The sequence below is a fragment of the uncultured Shewanella sp. genome, assembly GCF_947495455.1.
GTDB lineage: Bacteria > Pseudomonadota > Gammaproteobacteria > Enterobacterales > Shewanellaceae > Shewanella.
Genome location: NZ_CANLZC010000005.1, coordinates 17,364 through 38,936, shown reverse-complemented (window position 1 = coordinate 38,936; position 21,573 = coordinate 17,364). Strand labels below are relative to the sequence as shown.

The following is a 21,573-nucleotide window of genomic DNA, read 5'->3' as shown; positions in this document are numbered from 1 at the left end:
CTTATTAAAATATTTGTCCTGAGCTTACTGGGATGACCCGTAAGCATGATAAAATAGTCTTTATGTAATCGGGGTAATATTTTACACGAAAATGTAAAAATGTAAGCAATTCTTCGATATTTAAACAATAATTTGAAAATTTTTTTGGAGTAAATTGTGTCAGGATCTCGTATTGATTTTAGAAAAGCGAAGTTTTTAATTAGTGCGCCTGATATTGCACACCTTGATGAACATTTACCGGGTGATGTGGGTGTTGAAATTGCTTTTGCTGGTCGTTCAAATGCGGGAAAGTCTAGTGCTCTTAATCTGTTAACGGAGCAAAAAGGGCTTGCTAGAACCAGTAAAACCCCAGGTAGAACACAGCTTATCAATGTTTTTCAATTAGATGAACATCGTCGTTTAGTGGATTTACCGGGTTATGGCTTTGCCCAAGTGCCATTAACATTAAAGAAAAAGTGGCAACAAGCGTTAGGACAATATTTACAGGAACGGAGTTGTTTAAGTGGTGTTGTAGTCTTGATGGATATTAGGCATCCATTAAAAGACTTAGATATGCAGATGATTGTTTGGGCAGTAGAAAGCAATATTCCTGTACTGGCTTTGCTAACAAAAGCGGATAAATTAGCGCAAAGTGCGCGTATGAAAACAGTCAACGAGGTGAGAAAAGCATTAGCAGATTTCGATGACGCTGTGAAAGTTGAGCCTTTTTCTTCGCTAAAGGGTATAGGAAAAGCTAAGGTACTGGGGATTTTGAATGAATGGTGCAAACCACAATGGTTGATGGATGAGTTACAAGAAGCTGACGAATAGTCGAATTATGGATCTATTAGGCCATTTTTAGCAAGGAGCCTTTGCTTTTTCGTTCTAATCTAACAAGCAAAAAAATAGCCGATGGATTGACCATCGGCTTAAATATTAGCTCTTTTGGGGAGAAGCTAAATTCAACAAGACTTAAGTGCTACCAATAGGTGTTGATAGTGCTCAGTAAGCCAATGATAACGATATTTTGATCATAATTAAAGTTTTTACTCTAAAAAATGTTTTGGGCGAAAAAAAGCCCCAGTAAATAATGTTACTGGGGCGCCATAATTTGGCATTCGCTCGAATCATTAGCGAATAAAAAAGGTTTGAAAGATAGAATATCTTAACCTCTGTACCCTACAAGTGTAATATTACCCCATTAATCTGAATATGAAAAACTGTTTTTTGTTTAAAACTACAATTGTTAACTAATCTTCACTATAAATGAGTGAAAAACATTCTTTTTTTGATCTAAAAGTTTCATAAATTTTTTTTTATTTCATATTCTGATTGATGAGGAAGAGGTTAAAGAGAGTGTAAAAGGTGAAAAGGCATTAGCTTGCTAAAACTAATGCCTGATTAAAGATTTGAGTATTAGTGAGCCTCTTCCCAATTATCACCTATACCTGACTCGGCTAATAATTCAACATCTAAATCGGCAGCTTTGGCCATTAAATCACAGATTTTTTCTTGGAAAACCTCTGCTTTATCTGCGTCAACTTCAAAAACAAGCTCATCATGTACTTGCATGATCAGAGCGATTTCACCTTGTGCCTCATCGGTGATCCACTGATCGACTGATATCATGGCTTTTTTAATGATATCAGCCGCTGTGCCTTGCATAGGAGCGTTAATGGCCGCTCTTTCTGCGGCTTGGCGCCGCATGGCATTTCTGTCTTTAATGGCAGGTAAATAGAGCCTTCTTCCAAATAAGGTCGAAACATAGCCGTGTTCAGCAGCAATTGCGCGGGTTTCTTCCATATAGGTTAATACGCCTGGATAACGTTTAAAATAAGTATCAATATAGCTTTGAGCTTCATTTCGTGGAATATCAAGTTGTTTGGCTAAACCAAAGGCTGACATGCCGTAGATGAGGCCAAAATTAACGGCTTTAGCTCTGCGGCGTTGATCAGAGGTGACTTCATCAAAGTCGACATCAAAAACTTCCGCTGCTGTTGCTTTGTGGATATCTTTACCTTCCGCAAATGCAGTCAAGAGGCCTTGATCTTGGGATAAGTGAGCCATGATCCTGAGCTCAATTTGAGAATAATCGGCAGCGAGAATTTTCTTACCTTTAGGGGCGATAAATGCATGACGTATTTTGCGACCCTCTTCGGTTCTGATGGGAATATTTTGTAGGTTTGGCTCGCTAGAGGATAAACGTCCAGTGGCAGCATTAGCCTGATGATAGCTAGTGTGAACTCTGCCTGTTTGTGGATTGACCATCAAAGGCAGTTTATCTGTGTAGGTACTTTTTAATTTTGAAAGACTGCGATGCTCTAAAATAATTTTGGGTAAGGGATAATCTAGGGATAATTCGACTAATACTTCTTCTGCTGTCGAGGGGGCACCTTTAGGGGTTTTTTTGATAATAGGGTAACCCAGCTTTTCAAAGAACAATGTTTGTAATTGTTTGGGAGAACTTAAATTAAAAGGCTCTTCGGCAATAGCATAGGCTTTTTGCTCTAAATCATCTATTTTTTGAGCAAGCTCAGTGCTTTGCTGGCTAAGTAGCATGCTATCAATGAGAACGCCATGGCGCTCTATGCGTGAAAGAATACTGACTAAAGGTAATTCTATATTGTTAAAAACGGAGGTCAATTCTTTTTCAGAGCTTAATTTCGACCATAAGGTTTGATGTAACCTTAAGGTGATATCTGCATCTTCTGCAGCATAAGGGGCAGCAGTTTCAAGAGGTATTTGATTAAAAGTGAGTTGTTTAGCGCCTTTACCTGCCACATCTTCAAACTTTATATTTTTGTGGCTTAAATATTTAAGGGCTAAGTCGTCCATGTTATGTTTAGACACAACAGAGTTGAAGACATAAGACTCTAACATAGTATCGAACTGAATACCGGACAATGTAACATTATGATTGGCCAGTACACTCATATCATATTTGAGGTTTTGACCCACTTTATGTATGTTGGGGTTTTCTAAAATAGGCTTAAGTTTTTTGAGTGTGACTTCAAAGTCCAATTGTTCGGGTGCATCAAGATAATCGTGACATAAAGGTAAATAGGCGGCTTTACCGACTTCTATAGAAAAGGATAGGCCAACTAATTTAGCTTCCATATAGTTTAAACTGCTTGTTTCAGTATCAATGGCAATGAGTTGAGCTTCAGTGAGCTTTTCAAGCCAGTGATCCAGTACTTCCTCTGTTAAAATGGTTTTATATTCAACTTGAATCTGGGTTGCAGGATCAGTGCTATTGTTTGGAATTGATTTGTTTGAGCCGTTTTCTTTATTTAATACCTCAGCTAACCAACGTTTAAATTCCATTTCACTGTAACATTGAATGAGTGCATCTTGATCTACGGGTTGAACGTCAAGCTGTTGCCAAGTTTTATCTAATTCAACATCGAGTTTGATGGTTGCTAGTTTATAGGAAAGTTTGAGCATATCACCATGTTCTGCCAGTTTGGCTGGCATGGTCTTTGAGCCACGAAATCCTAATGCAGGGATTTTATCTGCCTGATTGATAATGTCTTCTATTCCACCAATGCCTTGAAGCATGGCAAGTGCTGTTTTTTCGCCAACGCCGGGAAGACCTGGAATATTGTCTGCTTTGTCACCTTGTAAGGCTAATAAGTCAATGATTAATTCTGGACCAACACCAAATTTTTCAGTGACTTCATCTATCCCCATGATGGTATCAGTCATAGTATTAATCAGGGTGACTTTTTTATTGACTAGTTGAGCCATGTCTTTGTCTCCCGTGCTAATAAGCACTGAGCGGCCTGCTAAACTGGCTTGTGTTGAAAGCGTACCAATAACATCATCGGCTTCGACTCCTGGAATACTGATAAGTGGCAGGCCGAGTGCTTTGATAATACGATGAAGTGGTTCAATCTGTGAACGTAAATCATCGGGCATGGGTGGACGTTGTGCTTTGTATTCAGCATACATTTCATTTCTGAAGGTGCTACCTTTTGCATCAAAAATGACGGCCATTTGTGTAGGTTGATATTGTTTTAATAAACTGCGAAGCATATTAATCACGCCGTAGACTGCCCCAGTGGCTTCGCCTTTTGAGTTGGTAAGATGTGGCGGTGCATAATAAGCTCTATAAAGGTAAGAAGAGCCATCAACAAGCACTAAAGGATTTTCTGTGAGATCGGGCATAATATTTTAGTATCAATTGGGGAGCGAAAAGAGTGATAGCATGCCATAGAAGGCTAGTTTCAGCCATGATCAATTCAGACTACCCTTGTGGATAAGTCTGTTAGTTAAAAATGGAATAACCGTACGACCAAAGACAAAACGAATACTACATTTAAATTAAGTATATGAAAATATTAGTTTAATGATTTGTTTTTAAGCTAATTCATAGTGTAGATTAAAAAATCAATATTTGTGGATTTTTTTATTATTTTTTGTTGTTAAAGTCGCCATTAGATTGTTTATTAATCAAATAGAGAGTAGGTGTTCTAATTTAGCATGAAAAATAACCAGATCAAGCATTTTATTTTGCTTCTTTTAAAACAAAATGACATATAGGAGAGATTTTTAATGACAAAAATAGCGATTCTGTTGAGTGGCTGTGGTGTGTATGATGGCAGTGAAATTCATGAATCAGTTTTGACCATGTTAGAGCTGGAGCGTTGGGGGATAAAATATCAGTGTTTTGCTCCTGATATTATGCAAATGCACGTTGTGGATCACTTGACCGGTGAAGTTGACGATAATGCAGAGCGACGAGTTTTAGCCGAGTCGGCCAGAATTGCACGAGGCAATATATTGGCTTGTGATAAATTGAATATTGATGAATTTGATGCCTTAGTGATCCCCGGAGGCTTTGGTGCGGCTAAGAACTTGTGTGATTTTGCCATAAATGGCGCTAAGCATGAAATAGCACCTCAGGTTAAAGATTTTATTTGTCATTTTTCTGAAAATAGAAAACCGATTGGTTTCATGTGTATTTCACCTGTGATGATCCCGAAAATTTTTGGGGAAAATGCAATTGGAACAATTGGCGCTGATGTTGAAACAGCCACAGCCTTTAATCAAATGGGTGGACAACATCAGAAGGCGGCTGTTGACGAGGTGGTTGTTGATGAAGTAAATAACATTGCTAGCACACCCGCTTACATGCTTGCTGAAAATATTTCTCAGGTGCATTCAAGTATTGCGGCTTTGATCAAACAAGTGGCAAAGATGTGTGGTGAAACAACATAAAATGGCATTATCACGGGTATATCATCCCCAAGCTTATTGGGGATGATTGTTATCTTCGACTATCAATGCTGGCTTGAAGTAAGCCAATGACTAGCCCGCCAATATGAGCACCATTTGCAACAGAAAAACCAAAGATATTCGTAAAACCTAATGCTAGCCATATCAGCATGAAGATCATGTAAGAAGGAGGAATGCCAATTCCTGCCTGTGGTTTTTTTAGTCCCATTAACCAAGTATACCCAAGTAGGGCATACACCACTCCAGACAGGCCTCCAAAATAGGGGCCTGCGATGGCATATTGCAAGATGTTGGGGAGCGTTCCTGCCACAACTAATAAAATGAATAATGGTGTAAAGCCTATTTTGGTTTCAATTTTCCCACCTAAATACCACCACCATATTAAATTGAAAATGATATGTAATGCAGAAAAGTGAAGTAAGCTCGGAGTGAATAGTCGCCAAAACTCAAGAAATGACGTATTAGAGGTTGCACCAAAAAAAGATAAATGCTCAAAAATGGGATTAGAAAACCCAAGGTTCATTGCGGCAAAAATGGCAATACATAACACTATAACCGTAAGGGTTAATGGCCCAGCGCCTGTCATAAATTGGCTCAGTAAATGTAATCCCGGTGAACCATAATCAATTTGAGTATAGCTGTCGCCGTTTTTCCAAGAGGCTTCTAGATATTTACTTTGATAGGGGTTGCTAATGAAGTCATGATATTCTTGACGGACACGTGATAAGTGCTCTTCTTGAAGCAGTACTAAAATCACCCCTTCCTCGGATGGGTGTATTTCGCATAATATTTGTTTGCCTTTGAGATAATCAACCAGTGCTTGAGCGGCTCTTGCGTTGGGCAGTTTACCAATTTCAATCATCAATTATTATCCTTAACTGTTTGTATGCTACGGGTTAAAGGTGAGCTTGCTGCCACGCTTCAAATCCACCATCAAGACTATACACTTGATCAAATCCTTGTTCATGTAAATACTGAGCGGCATTTTGGCTACTGATCCCGTGATAACATACAACAATTAATGGCTGATCCATATCTGCTTTTCCAATAAAGTGAGCGAGATTCTCATTATTTAAATTTGAAGATTGCGGTATATGACCTTTTTCAAAACTGGCACTATCTCGAATGTCGACGATTTGTAAGTCAGAAGAAGATTCTTTCATTTGAATGAGTTGATTAACGCTTAAATGTGTAAAGTCTGACATGGTAAACCTGTGTGTTTTAATGCTAAATAATACTGATGAAGGCATAATAACACACCCAACTAGAATCAGCGGGGTGTGTTGTATGGGTAACGCTATGAACGCCAGAGTTACTCCCAGCTTAGAATGACTTTTCCTGATTGCCCCGAACACATGGCATCAAAGCCTGCTTGAAATTCATCGATTGGAAAGTGATGGGTAATGATGGGAGAAAGGTCGAGGCCCGATTGAATTAGGCTGGCCATTTTATACCAAGTTTCAAACATCTCTCTTCCATAGATCCCCTTTATTGTTAATCCCTTAAAGATAACTTTACTCCAGTCTATGGGCATTTCAGAGCCTGGGATCCCAAGCATGGCAATTTTTCCACCATGGTTCATTGTATTTAACATGGCGTGAAATGCGCTGGGTACACCAGACATTTCTAAACCCACATCAAAGCCTTCTGTCATGCCGAGTTCAGCCATAACATCGGTGAGGTTTTCTTTTGCCACATTGACGGCTTTTGTTGCGCCCATTTCTTTAGCCAGTGCTAATCGATATTCATTGACATCGGTGATCACCACATGTCTGGCTCCTACATGTCGACAAACGGCCGCAGCCATAATACCTATGGGGCCTGCACCTGTAATGAGCACGTCTTCACCGACTAAATCGAAGGATAATGCCGTGTGAACAGCATTGCCAAAAGGATCAAAGATAGCGGCAAGATCATCTGAAATATCGTTTGGAATTTTAAATGCATTAAATGCAGGGATCACTAAATATTCTGCAAAGGCACCCTCACGATTAACGCCCACACCTGAAGTATTTCGACATAAATGGGTGCGACCACCTCGACAGTTTCGGCAATAACCACAGGTAATGTGACCTTCACCTGAAACACGATCGCCAATGCTGTAACCTTTGACTTCTTGACCTATTTCAACAACAGTACCGACATATTCATGGCCAATGATCATAGGAACAGGGATGGTATTTTGAGACCATTCATCCCATTTATAGATGTGAACATCAGTTCCACAAATAGCTGTTTTTCTGATTTTAATCAAAAGGTCATTGGGGCCGAGCTGAGGCTTGGGTGCATCAATCATCCAAATTCCCGGCTCCGCTTTTAATTTACTGAGTGCTTTCATCATGGTTTCCTACTTGATTATGCCCATCTCTCTTCCTATTCGAGTGAAGGCTTCGATGGCATGATCGAGTTGTTCTCGAGTATGGGCTGCAGACATTTGTGTTCTGATCCTAGCTTGGTTTTTCGGTACCACAGGGAAAGAGAATCCGATCACATAAATGTGTTCGGCAAGTAGACGTTGAGCAAAATCGCTGGCGAGCTTTGCATCGCCAATCATGACTGGAATAATTGCATGATCAGCCCCGGCAAGTGTGAAACCAGCGGCGGACATTTTTTCACGGAAATAGCGACTGTTTTCCCAAACCGCTTTACGTAGTTCATGGCCATTTTTCAACATATCAAGTACTTCAAGGGAGGCATTGACAATAGCCGGAGCCAATGAATTAGAAAACAAATAAGGGCGAGATCGTTGACGTAGCCATTCAATGACCTCTTTTTTACCAGAGGTAAATCCACCTGATGCGCCGCCTAATGCTTTTCCTAAGGTGCCTGTGATGATGTCAACTCTATCCATGACTTGGCAAAACTCATGGGTACCTCGGCCATTTGCACCGACAAAGCCTACCGCATGAGAGTCATCAACCATGACTAAAGCACCGTATTTATCGGCGAGATCACAGATCCCTTGAAGGTTAGCTATGACCCCATCCATAGAAAAAACACCATCAGTCGCAATGAGGATATGGCGTACATTCGCCTCTTTTGCGGCAATGAGTTGTGCTTCTAAATCTTGCATATCGTTATTGGCATAACGAAAGCGTTGCGCTTTACATAAACGTACCCCATCAATGATAGAAGCGTGATTTAACGCATCAGAAATAATGGCATCTTCTTTGCTGAGTAAGGTTTCAAATAATCCAGCATTAGCGTCAAAACATGAAGAATAAAGAATGGTATCTTCCATACCTAGAAAATCACTGAGGCTAGATTCAAGTTGTTTATGGATATCTTGGGTTCCGCAAATGAAGCGAACGGATGCCATACCGAAGCCGTGCTCATTGAGTCCCTCTTTTGCAGCTTCAATGAGCTGGGAATGATTGGCTAAGCCTAAATAATTATTAGCACAGAAATTAATAACGTGATCACCATTAACTTCGATGGACGTTTGTTGAGGAGAAACAATGACTCGCTCACTTTTGTATAAGCCTTCGGTTTTAACATCGGAAATTTGTTGATTTATTTGACTATAGAATGCATTTTTAGCCATTTTTTTCTCCATCGAGGGGGATGAGTGCAGATCGAAATAGAGTGACATTTTAGCGGGAAACTGATTTGCCCTACAGCTTTATTTCATAGGATGATATAGTTTGAAGCATGAAAACTATTTTGATTAATTGATCTAATGGGTTAGCAGATAGGCTACCGCTTTAGTACGCTCATTGATTTAGTGCATATTCATCCTTTTATTTGTTCATCAGATTCAAGAGATGCATCAGCTTGTTTTTGGTAGTGTGCTTTGAGCTTATCAAAGGTGGAGATTGAGTTCGGGGCGGCGTAGGTTTTTAAAATAAGCAATACTCTGAGTACTCCTTCATATAAAGAAGCTTTACTAACCGAGCCTATGGGGGATTTAGATTGTGTTAATTTATAACTGACCCAAAAGCTAGTCATCAATTTGAGCGTGTCAGCCAGTGGTCCAATGTCATTTTCATCAATGATAAGTACACCATCATCTTTGAGCTGAGCGATGATGTAATTTGAGCGGCTTAACACTTGCTCTTGAGTTTGACGGTAGCGAACTTTAAGCACTTCATCTCGGCTAAGAATATCTGCTAAGTTATTATATAAAAAGCGGTAATTCCATAGGATATTAAATAAAGTATCAAAATAGTTCAGCAATAATTCGCTATTTACTTCTTGAACCAGATAAGGTTTAAAATCTCTAATAATATCAGATTCATATAAGGTGAATATCGAGCGAATAATATCTTCTTTATTTCGAAAATGATAGTAAAGATTTCCTGGACTCATATTCAAATGGGCTGCGATATGATTAGTACTGATATTTCTTTCGCCATGCTTATTAAATAATTCTAAGCTTGCCTGAACGATTTTATCACGGGTTTTCATGCAAATTCCTAAATAAATTGAACAGTTACTATACCAAGATACCACATAAGAAGATGTGTTATTCAGTATGTTGATCAGGCATAATCATAATATATATTCTAATTAAGGTATTTAAATATTTCATTTTTTTATGCTTATTTATTCAAGTATGCCTCTTGTTTCTAAATTAAGCTTATTAGACATTTCTTGAGAGTGATAATATTTAGCTGTTTTAGCAAATATCTCTTCAGTACCCGGTGCAGCATATCTTTGCATAAGCAGTAATACTCTCAGTATACCTTCGTATAAAGACCCTTTACTGATCGAACCGATTGGAGAAGAAGATTGTGTAAATTTATAGCTGATCCAAAAATTTGACACCATGATAACTGTGTCAACTAAGGGAGCAATTTCTTCCTCTTCAATATTGAGTATGCCATCTTGTTGCAATTGGATATAATTTTGAGCTAATTGTTGTGCCCATTGTTTTTGAGATAGTTGAAAATTGGTTTTAAGGTTATCATCTCTACTGAGAATATCGGACAGGTTGTTGTACATGAAGCGAAATTCCCATAGTGTGTCGAATAATGCATCAAAATAGCTGATAAAAAGTTCTGCATCAACGACTTCTGCAATATAAGGTTGAAAATGCTCTTCTAGTTGTTGTTCATATAAATCGAAAATACAACGAATAATTTCTTCTTTATTTCTAAAGTGATAATAGAGATTTCCTGGACTAATATTAAGATGGGCAGCAATATGATTAGTCGAGATGTTGCGTTCACCGTGTTTATTAAACAATTCCCAACTTGCTTGAATAATGCGTTCTCGAGTTTTCATCGTCACTCCAATATTTAGAGTAATATTTTAATCTTTTGCATGTAATGATGATTAAATAATAGACGTTTTTTGCTTTTGTGTCTTGAGGTATATCAATGGATAAAGGTTAACTGAATGTATTTAAATAAATTATTTTATATATCAGCTTGTTATTCTTATGTCTGTAATATTTCAATACTGTACTTATTTTATATTATGTGACTATGTTACTATTTAAGAGCATATTGGCTCCTTTCATTTTTTGAGTGATTTATTTTATGGCTCGCTTTTTGTATTCCGTACTTTTATATTGCCTTTCTCCCTTGGTAGTGTTGTATTTGTTATTTCGCTCCGTTAAAAGTGAAGATTACCGTCAACGTTGGCTTGAGCGCTTTGGGTTTAAACGACTTTCACAAACAGAGATATTAATTCATAGTGTTTCTATGGGAGAAACACTTGCAGCATTGCCTTTGATTAGAGCAATACAATCCACCTATCCAGAGCTGAGTATTACCGTGACGACGACAAGTCCAACGGGATCGGCTGAGGTCGTAAAAGGGTTAGGAGGTAGCGTTCAACATTGCTATTTACCCTTTGATTTCTCTCTTTGTATTGCTTTATTTTTAAAAAAAATTAGGCCTAAATACCTCATTATTATGGAAACTGAATTGTGGCCAAATCTTATTCATTTTGCTGCGAACATGGGAACAAAACTCATGCTAGTGAATGGAAGGTTATCTGACAAATCCATGAGGCAATATCAAAAATATATTCATTTAGCTTTACCTATGCTCAATAAATTGGATTTGATTGCCACACAATCGCCATCAATTAGTCAGAGATTTTCTTCGTTAGGGGTTGATTCTGAAAAAATTTTTTCTTGTGGCAGTTTAAAATTTGATTTAAGTATAGACACAGTAAAACTGAATGCAGCGACCAAATTGAGAGCGACTTTAAAGTTACAAGAACGTTTCATTTGGGTTGCAGGAAGTGTGCATCCTGGTGAGTTTGATGATATTTTAACTGCGCATAAACAATTATTAGCTGTTCAGCCAAATGCATTGCTCATTATGGTACCTAGACATCCGGAGCAATTTAATGCCGCCGCCGCCGCAATAACGGCGCATCAATTATTGAGTGTTCGCCGTAGTGATAAGATTGAAGTTGATATCGATGTACAAGTGTTATTGGGTGATACTATGGGAGAGCTTATCTTATTTTATGGTGCAGCTGATCAAGCCTTTGTTGGTGGGACATTGATTGAGAATGGTGGACATAATCCTTTGGAGCCTGCGGCTTTGGGGCTGCCAGTATTATTAGGCCCTTATTATTGGGACTTCGCTGAAATTGCTGATTTACTTAGTGAAGCTGGCGGATTAAGGTTTATTGATTCTGCTGAGACTTTATCGAGAGCACTTATTGTGTATTTGAAAGATAAGGAGGCTTATCGTCAAGCCAGTATTGCGGCATTGAGTGTGGTGGAGAGTAATAGAGGTTCACTCGTTAATCATATGCGTTTGATTGAGCCACTCATGGCGCCGCCTAGTTGAGATCTAGGAATGATGTGGTGAAGTGATTTAATGGGAAGCATCAGTCATCATTGGTATTAAGTATGATGAAGCGTGGATTCTAGGAGGGAGTTTGGAGCAAAGACAGAATCGCTATCTATTTTATATAGCACAGAATTATTCATATGCTATTTTGAGGCCATTGCAAGAAATTATTGTAAAGCGTGGGGATGCAGTCTCTTGGTTTTTAGAAGGGGATGAGGTGAGCCCTTTGTTTTTAACTGCAACAGAACAGCATTTAAAGACAATTGATGAGATTCGGCAGTGGCAACCTGATGCGGTTTTTGTGCCTGGAAATGTGGTTCCTCGATTTATTCCAGGTGTAAAAATTGGTGTGTTTCATGGTTTTAATGCGGGAAAAGTGAATCATAATGGGCAAATATCCCATTTTAGAATACGATCGTGTTTTGATTTATATTGTACTCAAGGGCCTGCAACGACTCTACCTTTTATCGCTTTATCAAAAAAGTTTAAGACGTTTCACGTTGTTGAAACGGGATGGCCAACCCTTGATCCTATGTTTGTCTCTTCAGGAAAGAATCCTTATAAGGATGATAATGATACTCGCCCAACGGTTTTGTTTTGTTCCACTTTTTCAAGGCGATTATCTTGTGCGCCCATGATTTTTGAACGGATAAAGGCATTGTCGATGCAAGGTAAATATCGGTGGCTGGTTCAATTTCATCCTAAAATGGATGCGAAGATTGTGGCGCAGTATAAGTCTATAGAAAATGAACATTTACGTTTTATTGAAACGGATAATGTTTTACCTGTGCTTCAAGCGGCTGATGTGATGTTGTGCGATACTTCATCAATATTGATTATGTTTTTATTACAAGGTAAGCCTGTTGTTGCTTTTAATAATAAAACAGGAAGTGAGCACCTTGTGCATGTGAATGATGAGGAAAAGATAGAGCAAGCGATTGAATATGCTTTATCTTATCCAGCGGAGTTGATGAATAAAATTGAGGCTTATAATGATCAAATCCACCCAAATAGAGATGGATTATCAAGTCAGAGAGTATTAAAGGCTGCTGATGACTTAATCGCTAAAGGGGTGGGGGATTTAAAGCCCAAACCACTTAATTTTATTCGTCATTTAAAAATGCGAAAAAAGCTTAGGTATTGGAAGATCTAATAAAATGTTATTGCTTGATAGACTGATAGCCCTGTAATAGCTGTTGCCAATTATCGAGTGTGAATGCCAATGTGGGAGACTTGCCTTTTTCTTTATTAAAGGAGCGCAGTAAACGCTTAAGATTGGCTTGTTTCCAACGAGGGTTGGCTTTTCTTATTGCTCCTCTATCAAAATCAATAAGATAGAATTTGTCGTTGGCAAGTAGGATATTTTTTGCATTGAGGTCGGCATGAAAAACACCTCGTTTATGAAATTGAGCGATACAGCTTCCTAGGGTGAACCACTCTTGTGCTGTCATGGGACTGGATTCCAGTCTTGCTAGAAGGTCTTTTGCGTTCTGAATACGCTCTATAATGAGATCGCCTCTATAAAATGGGCCGCTTCGAGTGATATTGGCTGCGATGGGTTTAGGTACGGCAAACCCTTCATTGTAAAGGGTATTGAGTAATTGAAATTCGGCAATGGGACGAGTTTTTTGAAGACCGCAAAAAAGGTATTTATCATGAGATATTTTTTCTATGAGTCCGCCACGATAATAATGCCTGAGCACCCAATCTTCATTTGAATATTGAATAAACCAAGTTGTATATCGACCTTGAGATGAGCCTGTTATGGCTTGTTTTTCTCGCCAAAATGCCACGTTAAACCAAGTGTGAGACGGGCTTTCTAACAGCTCGTCATGAAAAGCAATGTAGCCAATATCGGTTTTTATTAATTGCATAAGAATAATTATTAGCGAAAGCGTGGTACCTGAGAGCATTCTACATTAAGATCGCCACATTGCGTTAAATAACCTGCGAATTTTATGAGTTTAAATTTAGATAAGGCAGAATCTTTATGTTTGCTACGTTTATCGGCTATCGGTGACGTCTGCCATGCCGTGGCTATGGTGCAAGCTATTCAGAGACGATACCCTCAGTTATCGATTACTTGGGTCATTGGCAAAGTCGAATATCAACTATTACGCGATTTACCTCAGGTTGAGTTTATTATTTTTGATAAATCTCAAGGGTGGCGTAGTTACTTTCAATTGCGCTCACAGTTAAAACATCGAAAATTTGATGTACTGCTTCATATGCAAGTGGCTTTGAGAGCCACTTTAGCCTCGTTAGCGATTTCGGCAAAGATCAGATTAGGCTTTGATCGTAAGCGGGCTAAAGAAGGTCAATGGTTGGTGACGAATCGTCGCATTGAGGCACAAAAAACACCTCATGTCTTAGAGGGGTTTATGGGTTTTGCTAAGGCGATTGGTGTGAATAGTCTTAATCCATCATGGAATATACCCATTCCTAATCAGGATAGAGCATTTGCTAAAGAGCGAATAGGGAAAGATAAAGTCTTGGTGATCTGTCCTGCGGCAAGTAAAGCTGAGAGAAATTGGTTGGCGGATCGTTATGCTGCCATTGCAGATTATGCTGTGAGCCAAGGATTTAAAGTGTGTATTTGTGGTGGGCCATCACTTTTGGAAAAAAATCTGGCTCAAGAGATTGAATTTTTAGCTAAGGTGAGTGTTGATAATTTTGTGGGACAAACATCACTGACACAGTTATTAAGCTTATTAAATGAGGCGACATTGGTATTAGCACCTGATACTGGACCTGCCCACATGGCGGTGACACAAGGTACGCCAGTGATTGGTTTATATGCTCACTCAAACCCTAAGCGAACTGGGCCATACCTTTATCTTAATTATGTGATTAGTGCTTATGATAAAGCGATAAATATGCAACAATTAGATCCTAATATATGGGGAACGCGTGCTAAAGGTGAAAATTTAATGGAGATGATCTCCGTAGCGGAAGTAAAAGATACAATGGATCGATTAATTGGTGATTTGGCTCTATGACGGATTTTCCCCCTTTTATTTTACTCAAGGATTAAGAGTTCTATCATGAATATTTCAGCTCCTAAGCTATTGTTTATACCTGTTTCTTCTGCTGAGGGAATGGGGGAGTATATGCGTTCTTTAATTATTGCTGATGAAGTCAAAAGGCGTAGACCCGATGCCCAAATTTGTTTCATTTTGAGCCGACATGCTCCTTATGCCAGCACTTGCCATCATCCCGTTAAATTGATTGATGAAACACCGACTAAACGTGTCAAAGATGTTAACTTATTGATGTCTGATTTCTTACCGGATGTAGTGTTATTTGATGCATCGGGAAGGCGAGCTCAATTAGAGCATGCCCAGCAATTAGGTGCGAAAGTCATTTTTTTGAGTCAGCATAAGCGTAAACGCAGCAGAGGTATGAAAATTCGTCGAGCAATAATGACAGATAGCCATTGGGTTGTTCAGCCAAACTTTATGATAAGTCCTATTAATTGGTTTGATAAATTGAAGCTGAAGTTGATTAACCGAATGGAGCCGATTATTACTGGGCCGATTTTCGTTAATCCAAATGAATCGAAACAAAGTAAATTATTAAATAAATATCAATTAATTGAGGGGGAGTATCTGATCTTCAATGCCGGTTCGGGTGGGCATAGGCTTAAAAAAGGGCTAGCAGCAGATGAGCTGGCTTTGGCTGCCAAACGTATTCATGAACAAACTCAGTTACCTTGCTTAATGGTTTTTGGTGATAATTATCCCAAAGGTTTACCTTGTTATGAAGGTGTTATTGCCATTAAGAGTATGCGTCATGTTGACTTTATCAACCTGTTAAATGCGGCAAAAGCAGCTGTATTAAGTGGTGGAGATACGTTATTACAAGCCATTGCGTTAAAAAAACCCGTATTGACAGTAGCAGTGTCTAAAGATCAGCATTATCGATTGAATGTGTGTCAAGATCATGATTTAGCCGTTGTGAGTGAATGCCATGCTCAAAGCATTGTCGATGGAATGATAAGGTTAATTAAAGTCGACAAATTGAACGAACAGCATCAATCATTGTCATTATGTGAATGTGTGAATGGACTTGATATTGGTTTGAAAGAAATAGACCGTTTATTGAGTGAAAAGTTGGGGACGATATGAAACGTATTGCGATAGCCATTGATCATTTAGCTGGCGGTGGCGCAGAAAGAGTTATGTTGACGTTAGCTCAAGAATTTGTTGCTATTGGGCATGAAGTGCATTTTTTAGTCATGAAGGATAATGCTGACTTTATCGTGCCTGAGTCTATCAAAGTCCATACTTGTTTTGTCGGTAACCACGCTAAATTATTGCGTCGCTTACGCTTAGGAAGTGCTGTTAGGCATTTGAAAGCGTGTATTGATAATATTGAATCAAATGTGGGTGATTTTGATTTATTTATATCTAACTTAGATTTAACGAATTACCTTATGGTGCATGCAAAAGTTCGCTCGCTATGTGTCGTTGTTCATGCTTCTGTCGAAGAAGAGCTTCGACGCCATGCGAGAATGGGACCATTAGCCTATTTTAAGAAGTTGAGGGCTAAAAAAGCGTTAAATGGCCAGCGATTAGTGGCTGTATCTAAAGGCATTGCGCAGGAAATTATCACCAAAAAGCGCTTACATCCCGCTTCTTTACAAACGATTTATAATCCTTTTGAGTTTGAAGCTATTCAAACACTCGCTCAAGCCGAGCCCAGTGAATTACCAAAAGAAGATTATCTGATCCATATTGGTCGGTTTGTGAAGCAAAAGAGGCATGATGTGTTATTTGCAGCGATTGCCAAGATGCAACAACCGATTAAGGTGGTGTTATTTTGTCATAAGCCTGATAAAGCCAAGGCGCTGGCCCGTGAGTTTAATGTCGAGAATAGGGTGATCATTAAAGGGTTTGAAATTAATCCTTTTCCTTGGATCAAAAATGCTAAGGCATTGGTATTAAGTTCTGATTTTGAAGGTTTTGGTATGGTCCTAGTGGAAGCTTTGATCTGCAATACTCCTGTTGTGAGTACTGATTGTCCTCATGGACCCAAAGAAATTCTCACTGGAGCGTTGTCACATTTTTTAGTTCCACGCAGAGAGCCGAGTTTATTAGCACAAAAATTTGATGAAGTGATAGTGTCTCCGCCAGATATGAATAATATTGAGATTTTGTCTAGAGTGAAGGCTAATGAGATTGCAAAGCAATATCTTGAATTATGTGATTGAACGTATAAATAAAGTGCTGAAAACAATGGAGTGTTAAAGGCTGATTTGTGAATAAGTAAGAGAACCGAAAAGTGTGAAGGGGTTGTTTTGGAACGAAGTAAAAAGCGGTATTTGTTCTACATAGCACAGAACTATTCATATGCTATTTTGAGACCATTACAAGATGTTATTCTCAAACGAGGTGATGAGGTATGTTGGTTCTTAGAGGGGAATGAAGTCGATGCTGCTTTTTTAACGGCGAAAGAGCATAGGCTAATGACTATTGATGAAGTGAAACATTGGCAACCCGATGCGGTTTTTGTGCCTGGCAATGTCGTACCCAGTTTTTTACCTGGTATTAAAGTCGGTGTTTTTCATGGATTTAATGCGGGTAAGATGAACCGTCATGGACGGGAAGATCATTTTGAAATTCGTTCTTGTTTTGATTTATATTGTACTCAAGGGCCTGCTACGACTTTACCTTTTCTTCATTTGGCACAAAAGTTTGGTACGTTTAAAGTCACTGAAACGGGATGGCCCGCTTTAGATCCAATGTTTAAGCGCCAAGAGAATAATCCCTATCGAGATAAAGCCGATACACGCCCCACCATTTTACTGTGTTCTACTTTTTCTAGAAGGTTGTCTTGTGCGCCTGTGATATTTGAAAAAATTAAGACGCTTGCTTTGCAGGGTAATTATCGCTGGTTAGTGCAATTTCACCCTAAAATGAGCAAAGAGATTGTTACTCAATATCAGTCAATTCAAAGTGATAATTTACGCTTTATTGAAACGGATAACGTGTTGCCTTTATTAGAGGTGGCTGATGTCATGCTCTGCGATACGTCATCTGTGTTGATTATGTTTTTATTACAAGGTAAACCTGTTGTTGCGTTCAATAATCATACGCAAAGTGATCATCTCATACACATTAATGATACAGAGGATATCGAAGAAGCATTGGAGTATGCTTTGTCTCGACCAGATGAAGTGATGCGTAAGATTACGGCTTATTGTGCTCATATTCATCCACAAACAGATGGTTTATCTAGCCAAAGGGTATTAGATGCCGCGGATGAATTGATTCGGCAGGGTATAGGGGATCTAAAAGCTAAACCTTTAAATTTAATTCGCCATTTTAAGATGAGAAAAAAGTTAAATTATTGGAAAATATGATTAACTGTCTAGGGTTAAAAGGCCATAAAGTATGGCCTTTTATACCCTAACTTAAGGTTTTTTGCGCATCATTTTTTGCACAGTGAAAGATATTGTTTCGCTATGTAGTCACCTTTTACTTTTTCTATAATGTCAGCTTGATCCACTTTGGGTAAAGACGCTAAGCAATAAAGGGCTTTTTCGGCCAGTTTGGCTGGATCTCTGGGTGGCACTAAATAATGGCTCAGCTCACCGGTAAGGATCTCATTGGGGCCGTGAGGACAGTCAGTACTTACAACAGGGGTATTGCAGATCAAAGCTTCTACTAAGACCATGCCAAAGCCTTCAAAATCGGAACTCAGTAGCATCATTTGTGCTTGAGCAATCCAAGCATAAGGGTTTGCTTGAAATCCTGGTGTGATGATCCTATCGGCAACGCCATATTTACTTGCTAATTTTAAGGCGCGTTTTGGGCGATTCGTTAATAGAACAAGTTTAGGTGCATTTGGCATTAATTTGAATGCTTGAAACAAAATATCTAAGCGCTTTTGTCGTGTGATCCTGCCAATATGTATGATATAAGGTTCGCTTGGAATGTCGGCTATATTGACTTGAGACTTTTCAATAATTTCTTTAATATTAAAAGGATTATAAATTGTTTGTACGCTTTTAGGTTTTAACCAAGCTGTATTTTCAAGTTCTTGGGTAATGCCATTAGAAACCGTAATGATATTTTTGCCAATGAGTGCCTTGGCTTTTTTCCAGCGCCTGAAAAAATGGACGGGTCCGCGTTTTAGCTCCATTAATAATTCTTGTTTTAATGCGCAGTGACAGAAATAGTAACAAGGGTCAAAATCACAGCCACTGACAATAATATCGCAGTCTGTTGAATTACTTAAATATAAAGAAAACTTCCCTGTTAGTTTCTCTTGTTCTCTGACTTTTAGTTGTAATATTTTTTGCTGCTTTTTAAGTGACCACTTTTTATCATCAAAGACATAATGAATGGTGACGTTATCAGGAGGGTTAAAATCTCCGCCTTTATTAAAAATAAAGAGATGAACTTCATGTCCCGCTTCTTGTATGACTTGCGCTTGGCTCAGGGCGACTTTGTTGGTTCCATTTGCAAGTAAGTTTGGGCAAAAAATGGCTATTTTTTTCATTCAATTACTCTCGATTATCTTTCGCTGTCAAAGGGCTAATTGGCATCTTAATGACCCGCTAAATAATACTGATTATTCGGTAGCATAAAAACCAAAAGGGTTTAACTGACTTGAGGAAATATAGATATGTTACCTTGTTCTTCTATGAAAGGTTAGCCATAAAGGTATTCATTTAGAATACTGCTATTTTTTTTAATTTATTTTGCAATTCAACATCAAATGCCTTTTTTATACATAACATAATGTTTGGCTGTTATTTGCATATGTTTCATTTCTTATTTTATTGATTAAATAATTTTTTCATCATGTTCTTAAAGTGTGGCTCTTGTTTATTTTGGTTTGAATTGTGTTTGTCAAAGGTTACTGCAGTGTGTGTTTTTAGTTTATATTGGGGGGTAAGGTTTTTTGGTAGTGGATATTTTTGCGCGCTATCTTAGAGTTTATTAATATTTGCGTATAATGTCTCGCTAATCTTAATACGCTTTGCTTGGGCATGACTATGAACCGCACTAAAAAAATTACTCAAAAGTTTATGAGTAAAACTCGAAAAGCCAATGCTAAGCTTAGTGGGCGTCGTAAACCTGCTTACATTGCGAAAGCAGATCGAATACCTTCAGAGGAGTTGACAGATAAAGCGATAGAAGACGTGAATGAAGCCCTTACCTAAGGTCATTTTGTTTTTTTCATTTTTGCTAGTTGAGTTATTTTCCATGGAATCGACCATTCTTTATTATAATTAGCATAGCATTCATTTTTAATCGAATTTTTATATCGATAACACCATTATTAACTTAGTGAGATAAATACTTGCATCATTATTAATCACTATTTTTAAGAGTAGGAGCAACATGAATACGGTATATTTTATAGGTGAACTAGAATCATTTTTAATTGCAATTCTAGTATTATTCATTGGACATGGAGTAAACCGCAATGTCAGTTGCTTTAGAAAATATAATATTCCTGAACCCGTTGTCGGTGGGTTAGTTATCGCTGTTTTTATTACCGTTTTACATTTTAATCATATCGATTTAGAGTTTTCTTTGCCCATGAAAAACACATTAATGTTGATGTTTTTCAGTACAGTCGGTTTGGCTGCGAGTTATAAATTACTATTGAAAGGGGGACTTAAAGTTGTCCTTTTTTTAGGTATAGCGTCAATTTTTCTCGTGGTGCAAAACCTTGTCGGTGTGAGTTTAGCGAAATTCTTAGGTCTAGACTCATTACTCGGACTCATTGCTGGTTCAATAACCTTATCTGGCGGCGCTGGAACGGGAGCAGCTTGGTCACAGACGTTTGCGGATCAATATGGTTTAAATACATTAGAGCTCGCTATGGCTGCAGCAACCTTTGGTTTAGTGATGGGGGGGATCATTGGCGGCCCAGTTGCCCAACGTCTTATAGATAAAAATAATTTGAAATCAGCGTTTGGCAAGGGAACTGATCATCATATTGATAATCCAGATATGGTCACATTTGATCCATTAGAAGAAGATAAAGTCACCGCGAAAAGCATTACTGAAACCTTGTTCATTCTTCTTTTTTGTGTCGCGGGCGCCCATTGGGTTGATCAATTGGTGAGCAGCCTTCATATTAGTTGGTTGAAAATTCCTGATTTCGTCTATGCCCTCTTTTTAGGTGTGGCGATTACTAATATTAGTGAGTTCATCAAAGGGTATCGCATTAATAAAGAATGTGTTGATGTATTTGGCACTGTCACTTTATCACTCTTTTTGGCCATGGCCTTGATGAGTTTAAAGTTATGGGCAATCTTAGATCTTGCTATTCCTTTATTGATTATTCTGCTGGTTCAAACTGTGGTGCTGGCCTTGTTTGCTTACTTTGTGACTTTCAGGCTCATGGGAGGAACTTATGACGCTGCAGTGATGGCAGGTGGACACTGTGGTTTTGGTCTTGGTGCAACCCCTACTGCGGTATTGAATATGGGGGCACTTGTGACACGAAATGGTCCGTCTCCACAAGCTTTTTTGGTGGTGCCGATAGTGGGGGCTTTCTTTATTGATATTGCCAATTTGATCGTATTACAAGGTTTTATTTCCTATCTTCATTAAAGTTTAATTACAGCACCTTG

General features: G+C 38.5%; 19 protein-coding genes. 10 read left to right on the top strand and 9 right to left on the bottom strand.

The window, feature by feature from the left end:
- Window positions 1-156: 156 nt before the first annotated feature.
- Entirely contained in the window at window positions 157-810 is a 654-nt protein-coding gene (yihA, locus tag Q0791_RS02770; RefSeq protein WP_299002492.1) for a ribosome biogenesis GTP-binding protein YihA/YsxC, read from the top strand.
- Window positions 811-1,395: 585 nt separating this feature from the next.
- Here yihA and polA read toward each other — a convergent pair.
- On the bottom strand, window positions 1,396-4,146 hold the full coding sequence (gene polA / locus Q0791_RS02765) for a DNA polymerase I (protein ID WP_299002490.1): 2,751 nt from the start codon (window positions 4,144-4,146) through the stop codon (window positions 1,396-1,398).
- Window positions 4,147-4,533: 387 nt separating this feature from the next.
- Between polA and elbB the strand changes: the two genes are divergently transcribed.
- Window positions 4,534-5,199, top strand: a complete 666-nt coding sequence (elbB, locus tag Q0791_RS02760; protein WP_299002488.1) for an isoprenoid biosynthesis glyoxalase ElbB — start codon at window positions 4,534-4,536, stop codon at window positions 5,197-5,199.
- 49 nt (window positions 5,200-5,248) lie between these two features.
- Here the strand turns inward: elbB and glpG are convergent, their stop codons facing one another.
- From glpG to Q0791_RS02730, 6 genes are all read right to left on the bottom strand, one after another.
- A complete protein-coding gene (gene glpG / locus Q0791_RS02755; RefSeq protein WP_299002575.1) occupies window positions 5,249-6,079 on the bottom strand; it encodes a rhomboid family intramembrane serine protease GlpG in 831 nt (276 codons plus the stop codon).
- A 34-nt stretch (window positions 6,080-6,113) separates the two neighbouring features.
- A complete protein-coding gene (gene glpE, locus Q0791_RS02750) occupies window positions 6,114-6,422 on the bottom strand; it encodes a thiosulfate sulfurtransferase GlpE (protein ID WP_299002574.1) in 309 nt (102 codons plus the stop codon).
- 107 nt (window positions 6,423-6,529) lie between these two features.
- A complete protein-coding gene (gene tdh / locus Q0791_RS02745; protein ID WP_299002572.1) occupies window positions 6,530-7,555 on the bottom strand; it encodes an L-threonine 3-dehydrogenase in 1,026 nt (341 codons plus the stop codon).
- Window positions 7,556-7,564: 9 nt separating this feature from the next.
- Window positions 7,565-8,761 carry a glycine C-acetyltransferase gene (locus Q0791_RS02740; protein ID WP_299002487.1) on the bottom strand — a complete coding sequence of 399 codons (1,197 nt, stop codon included), beginning with the start codon at window positions 8,759-8,761 and terminating at the stop codon, window positions 7,565-7,567.
- Window positions 8,762-8,949: 188 nt separating this feature from the next.
- Window positions 8,950-9,624 carry a TetR/AcrR family transcriptional regulator gene (locus Q0791_RS02735; protein ID WP_299002485.1) on the bottom strand — a complete coding sequence of 225 codons (675 nt, stop codon included), beginning with the start codon at window positions 9,622-9,624 and terminating at the stop codon, window positions 8,950-8,952.
- Between the two features lie 138 nt (window positions 9,625-9,762).
- Window positions 9,763-10,443 (bottom strand): TetR/AcrR family transcriptional regulator, encoded by a 681-nt coding sequence (locus Q0791_RS02730; protein WP_299002483.1) that lies wholly within the window; start codon window positions 10,441-10,443, stop codon window positions 9,763-9,765.
- A 257-nt stretch (window positions 10,444-10,700) separates the two neighbouring features.
- On the opposite strand from Q0791_RS02730, the gene waaA reads away from it, so the two are divergent.
- Window positions 10,701-11,972, top strand: a complete 1,272-nt coding sequence (waaA, locus tag Q0791_RS02725; RefSeq protein WP_299002482.1) for a lipid IV(A) 3-deoxy-D-manno-octulosonic acid transferase — start codon at window positions 10,701-10,703, stop codon at window positions 11,970-11,972.
- A gap of 91 nt (window positions 11,973-12,063) precedes the next feature.
- Window positions 12,064-13,128: a CDP-glycerol glycerophosphotransferase family protein gene (locus Q0791_RS02720; RefSeq protein WP_299002481.1), complete on the top strand. Its 1,065-nt coding sequence runs from the start codon at window positions 12,064-12,066 to the stop codon at window positions 13,126-13,128.
- Window positions 13,129-13,135: 7 nt separating this feature from the next.
- Here the strand turns inward: Q0791_RS02720 and Q0791_RS02715 are convergent, their stop codons facing one another.
- Window positions 13,136-13,849, bottom strand: a complete 714-nt coding sequence (locus tag Q0791_RS02715) for a 3-deoxy-D-manno-octulosonic acid kinase (RefSeq protein WP_299002479.1) — start codon at window positions 13,847-13,849, stop codon at window positions 13,136-13,138.
- A gap of 84 nt (window positions 13,850-13,933) precedes the next feature.
- Between Q0791_RS02715 and Q0791_RS02710 the strand changes: the two genes are divergently transcribed.
- The 4 genes from Q0791_RS02710 to Q0791_RS02695 all read left to right on the top strand — a co-directional run bounded on the left by Q0791_RS02710 (window position 13,934) and on the right by Q0791_RS02695 (window position 18,339).
- Complete coding sequence (locus Q0791_RS02710) at window positions 13,934-14,974, top strand: glycosyltransferase family 9 protein (protein WP_299002477.1); 1,041 nt, start codon at window positions 13,934-13,936, stop codon at window positions 14,972-14,974.
- Window positions 14,975-15,019: 45 nt separating this feature from the next.
- Window positions 15,020-16,102 (top strand): hypothetical protein, encoded by a 1,083-nt coding sequence (locus Q0791_RS02705; RefSeq protein WP_299002475.1) that lies wholly within the window; start codon window positions 15,020-15,022, stop codon window positions 16,100-16,102.
- Entirely contained in the window at window positions 16,099-17,187 is a 1,089-nt protein-coding gene (locus Q0791_RS02700) for a glycosyltransferase (RefSeq protein WP_299002474.1), read from the top strand. The genes Q0791_RS02705 and Q0791_RS02700 overlap by 4 nt, the downstream gene beginning before the upstream one ends.
- Before the next feature lie 87 nt (window positions 17,188-17,274).
- Entirely contained in the window at window positions 17,275-18,339 is a 1,065-nt protein-coding gene (locus Q0791_RS02695) for a CDP-glycerol glycerophosphotransferase family protein (RefSeq protein WP_299002472.1), read from the top strand.
- A 68-nt stretch (window positions 18,340-18,407) separates the two neighbouring features.
- Here the strand turns inward: Q0791_RS02695 and Q0791_RS02690 are convergent, their stop codons facing one another.
- On the bottom strand, window positions 18,408-19,481 hold the full coding sequence (locus Q0791_RS02690; protein WP_299002470.1) for a glycosyltransferase: 1,074 nt from the start codon (window positions 19,479-19,481) through the stop codon (window positions 18,408-18,410).
- Window positions 19,482-19,980: 499 nt separating this feature from the next.
- Here Q0791_RS02690 and Q0791_RS02685 point away from each other — a divergent pair, with 499 nt between their 5' ends.
- A complete protein-coding gene (locus Q0791_RS02685; protein ID WP_299002467.1) occupies window positions 19,981-20,148 on the top strand; it encodes a DUF2986 domain-containing protein in 168 nt (55 codons plus the stop codon).
- A gap of 181 nt (window positions 20,149-20,329) precedes the next feature.
- The gene (gene gltS / locus Q0791_RS02680) at window positions 20,330-21,553 is read left to right on the top strand and encodes a sodium/glutamate symporter (RefSeq protein ID WP_299002465.1); all 1,224 of its coding nucleotides are present in this window, start codon (window positions 20,330-20,332) and stop codon (window positions 21,551-21,553) included.
- The last annotated feature ends 20 nt before the right edge of the window (window positions 21,554-21,573 follow it).

What these genes read in the sequence shown, in the direction of transcription:
- polA (WP_299002490.1), bottom strand. Translation starts at nt 4,146, where the DNA reads ATGCCCGATCTCACAGAAAATCCTTTAGTGCTTGTTGATGGCTCTTCT.
- elbB (WP_299002488.1), top strand. Translation starts at nt 4,534, where the DNA reads ATGACAAAAATAGCGATTCTGTTGAGTGGCTGTGGTGTGTATGATGGC.
- glpG (WP_299002575.1), bottom strand. Translation starts at nt 6,079, where the DNA reads ATGATTGAAATTGGTAAACTGCCCAACGCAAGAGCCGCTCAAGCACTG.
- glpE (WP_299002574.1), bottom strand. Translation starts at nt 6,422, where the DNA reads ATGTCAGACTTTACACATTTAAGCGTTAATCAACTCATTCAAATGAAA.
- tdh (WP_299002572.1), bottom strand. Translation starts at nt 7,555, where the DNA reads ATGAAAGCACTCAGTAAATTAAAAGCGGAGCCGGGAATTTGGATGATT.
- Q0791_RS02740 (WP_299002487.1), bottom strand. Translation starts at nt 8,761, where the DNA reads ATGGCTAAAAATGCATTCTATAGTCAAATAAATCAACAAATTTCCGAT.
- Q0791_RS02735 (WP_299002485.1), bottom strand. Translation starts at nt 9,624, where the DNA reads ATGAAAACCCGTGATAAAATCGTTCAGGCAAGCTTAGAATTATTTAAT.
- Q0791_RS02730 (WP_299002483.1), bottom strand. Translation starts at nt 10,443, where the DNA reads ATGAAAACTCGAGAACGCATTATTCAAGCAAGTTGGGAATTGTTTAAT.
- waaA (WP_299002482.1), top strand. Translation starts at nt 10,701, where the DNA reads ATGGCTCGCTTTTTGTATTCCGTACTTTTATATTGCCTTTCTCCCTTG.
- Q0791_RS02715 (WP_299002479.1), bottom strand. Translation starts at nt 13,849, where the DNA reads ATGCAATTAATAAAAACCGATATTGGCTACATTGCTTTTCATGACGAG.
- Q0791_RS02710 (WP_299002477.1), top strand. Translation starts at nt 13,934, where the DNA reads ATGAGTTTAAATTTAGATAAGGCAGAATCTTTATGTTTGCTACGTTTA.
- Q0791_RS02705 (WP_299002475.1), top strand. Translation starts at nt 15,020, where the DNA reads ATGAATATTTCAGCTCCTAAGCTATTGTTTATACCTGTTTCTTCTGCT.
- Q0791_RS02700 (WP_299002474.1), top strand. Translation starts at nt 16,099, where the DNA reads ATGAAACGTATTGCGATAGCCATTGATCATTTAGCTGGCGGTGGCGCA.
- Q0791_RS02690 (WP_299002470.1), bottom strand. Translation starts at nt 19,481, where the DNA reads ATGAAAAAAATAGCCATTTTTTGCCCAAACTTACTTGCAAATGGAACC.
- Q0791_RS02685 (WP_299002467.1), top strand. Translation starts at nt 19,981, where the DNA reads ATGAACCGCACTAAAAAAATTACTCAAAAGTTTATGAGTAAAACTCGA.
- gltS (WP_299002465.1), top strand. Translation starts at nt 20,330, where the DNA reads ATGAATACGGTATATTTTATAGGTGAACTAGAATCATTTTTAATTGCA.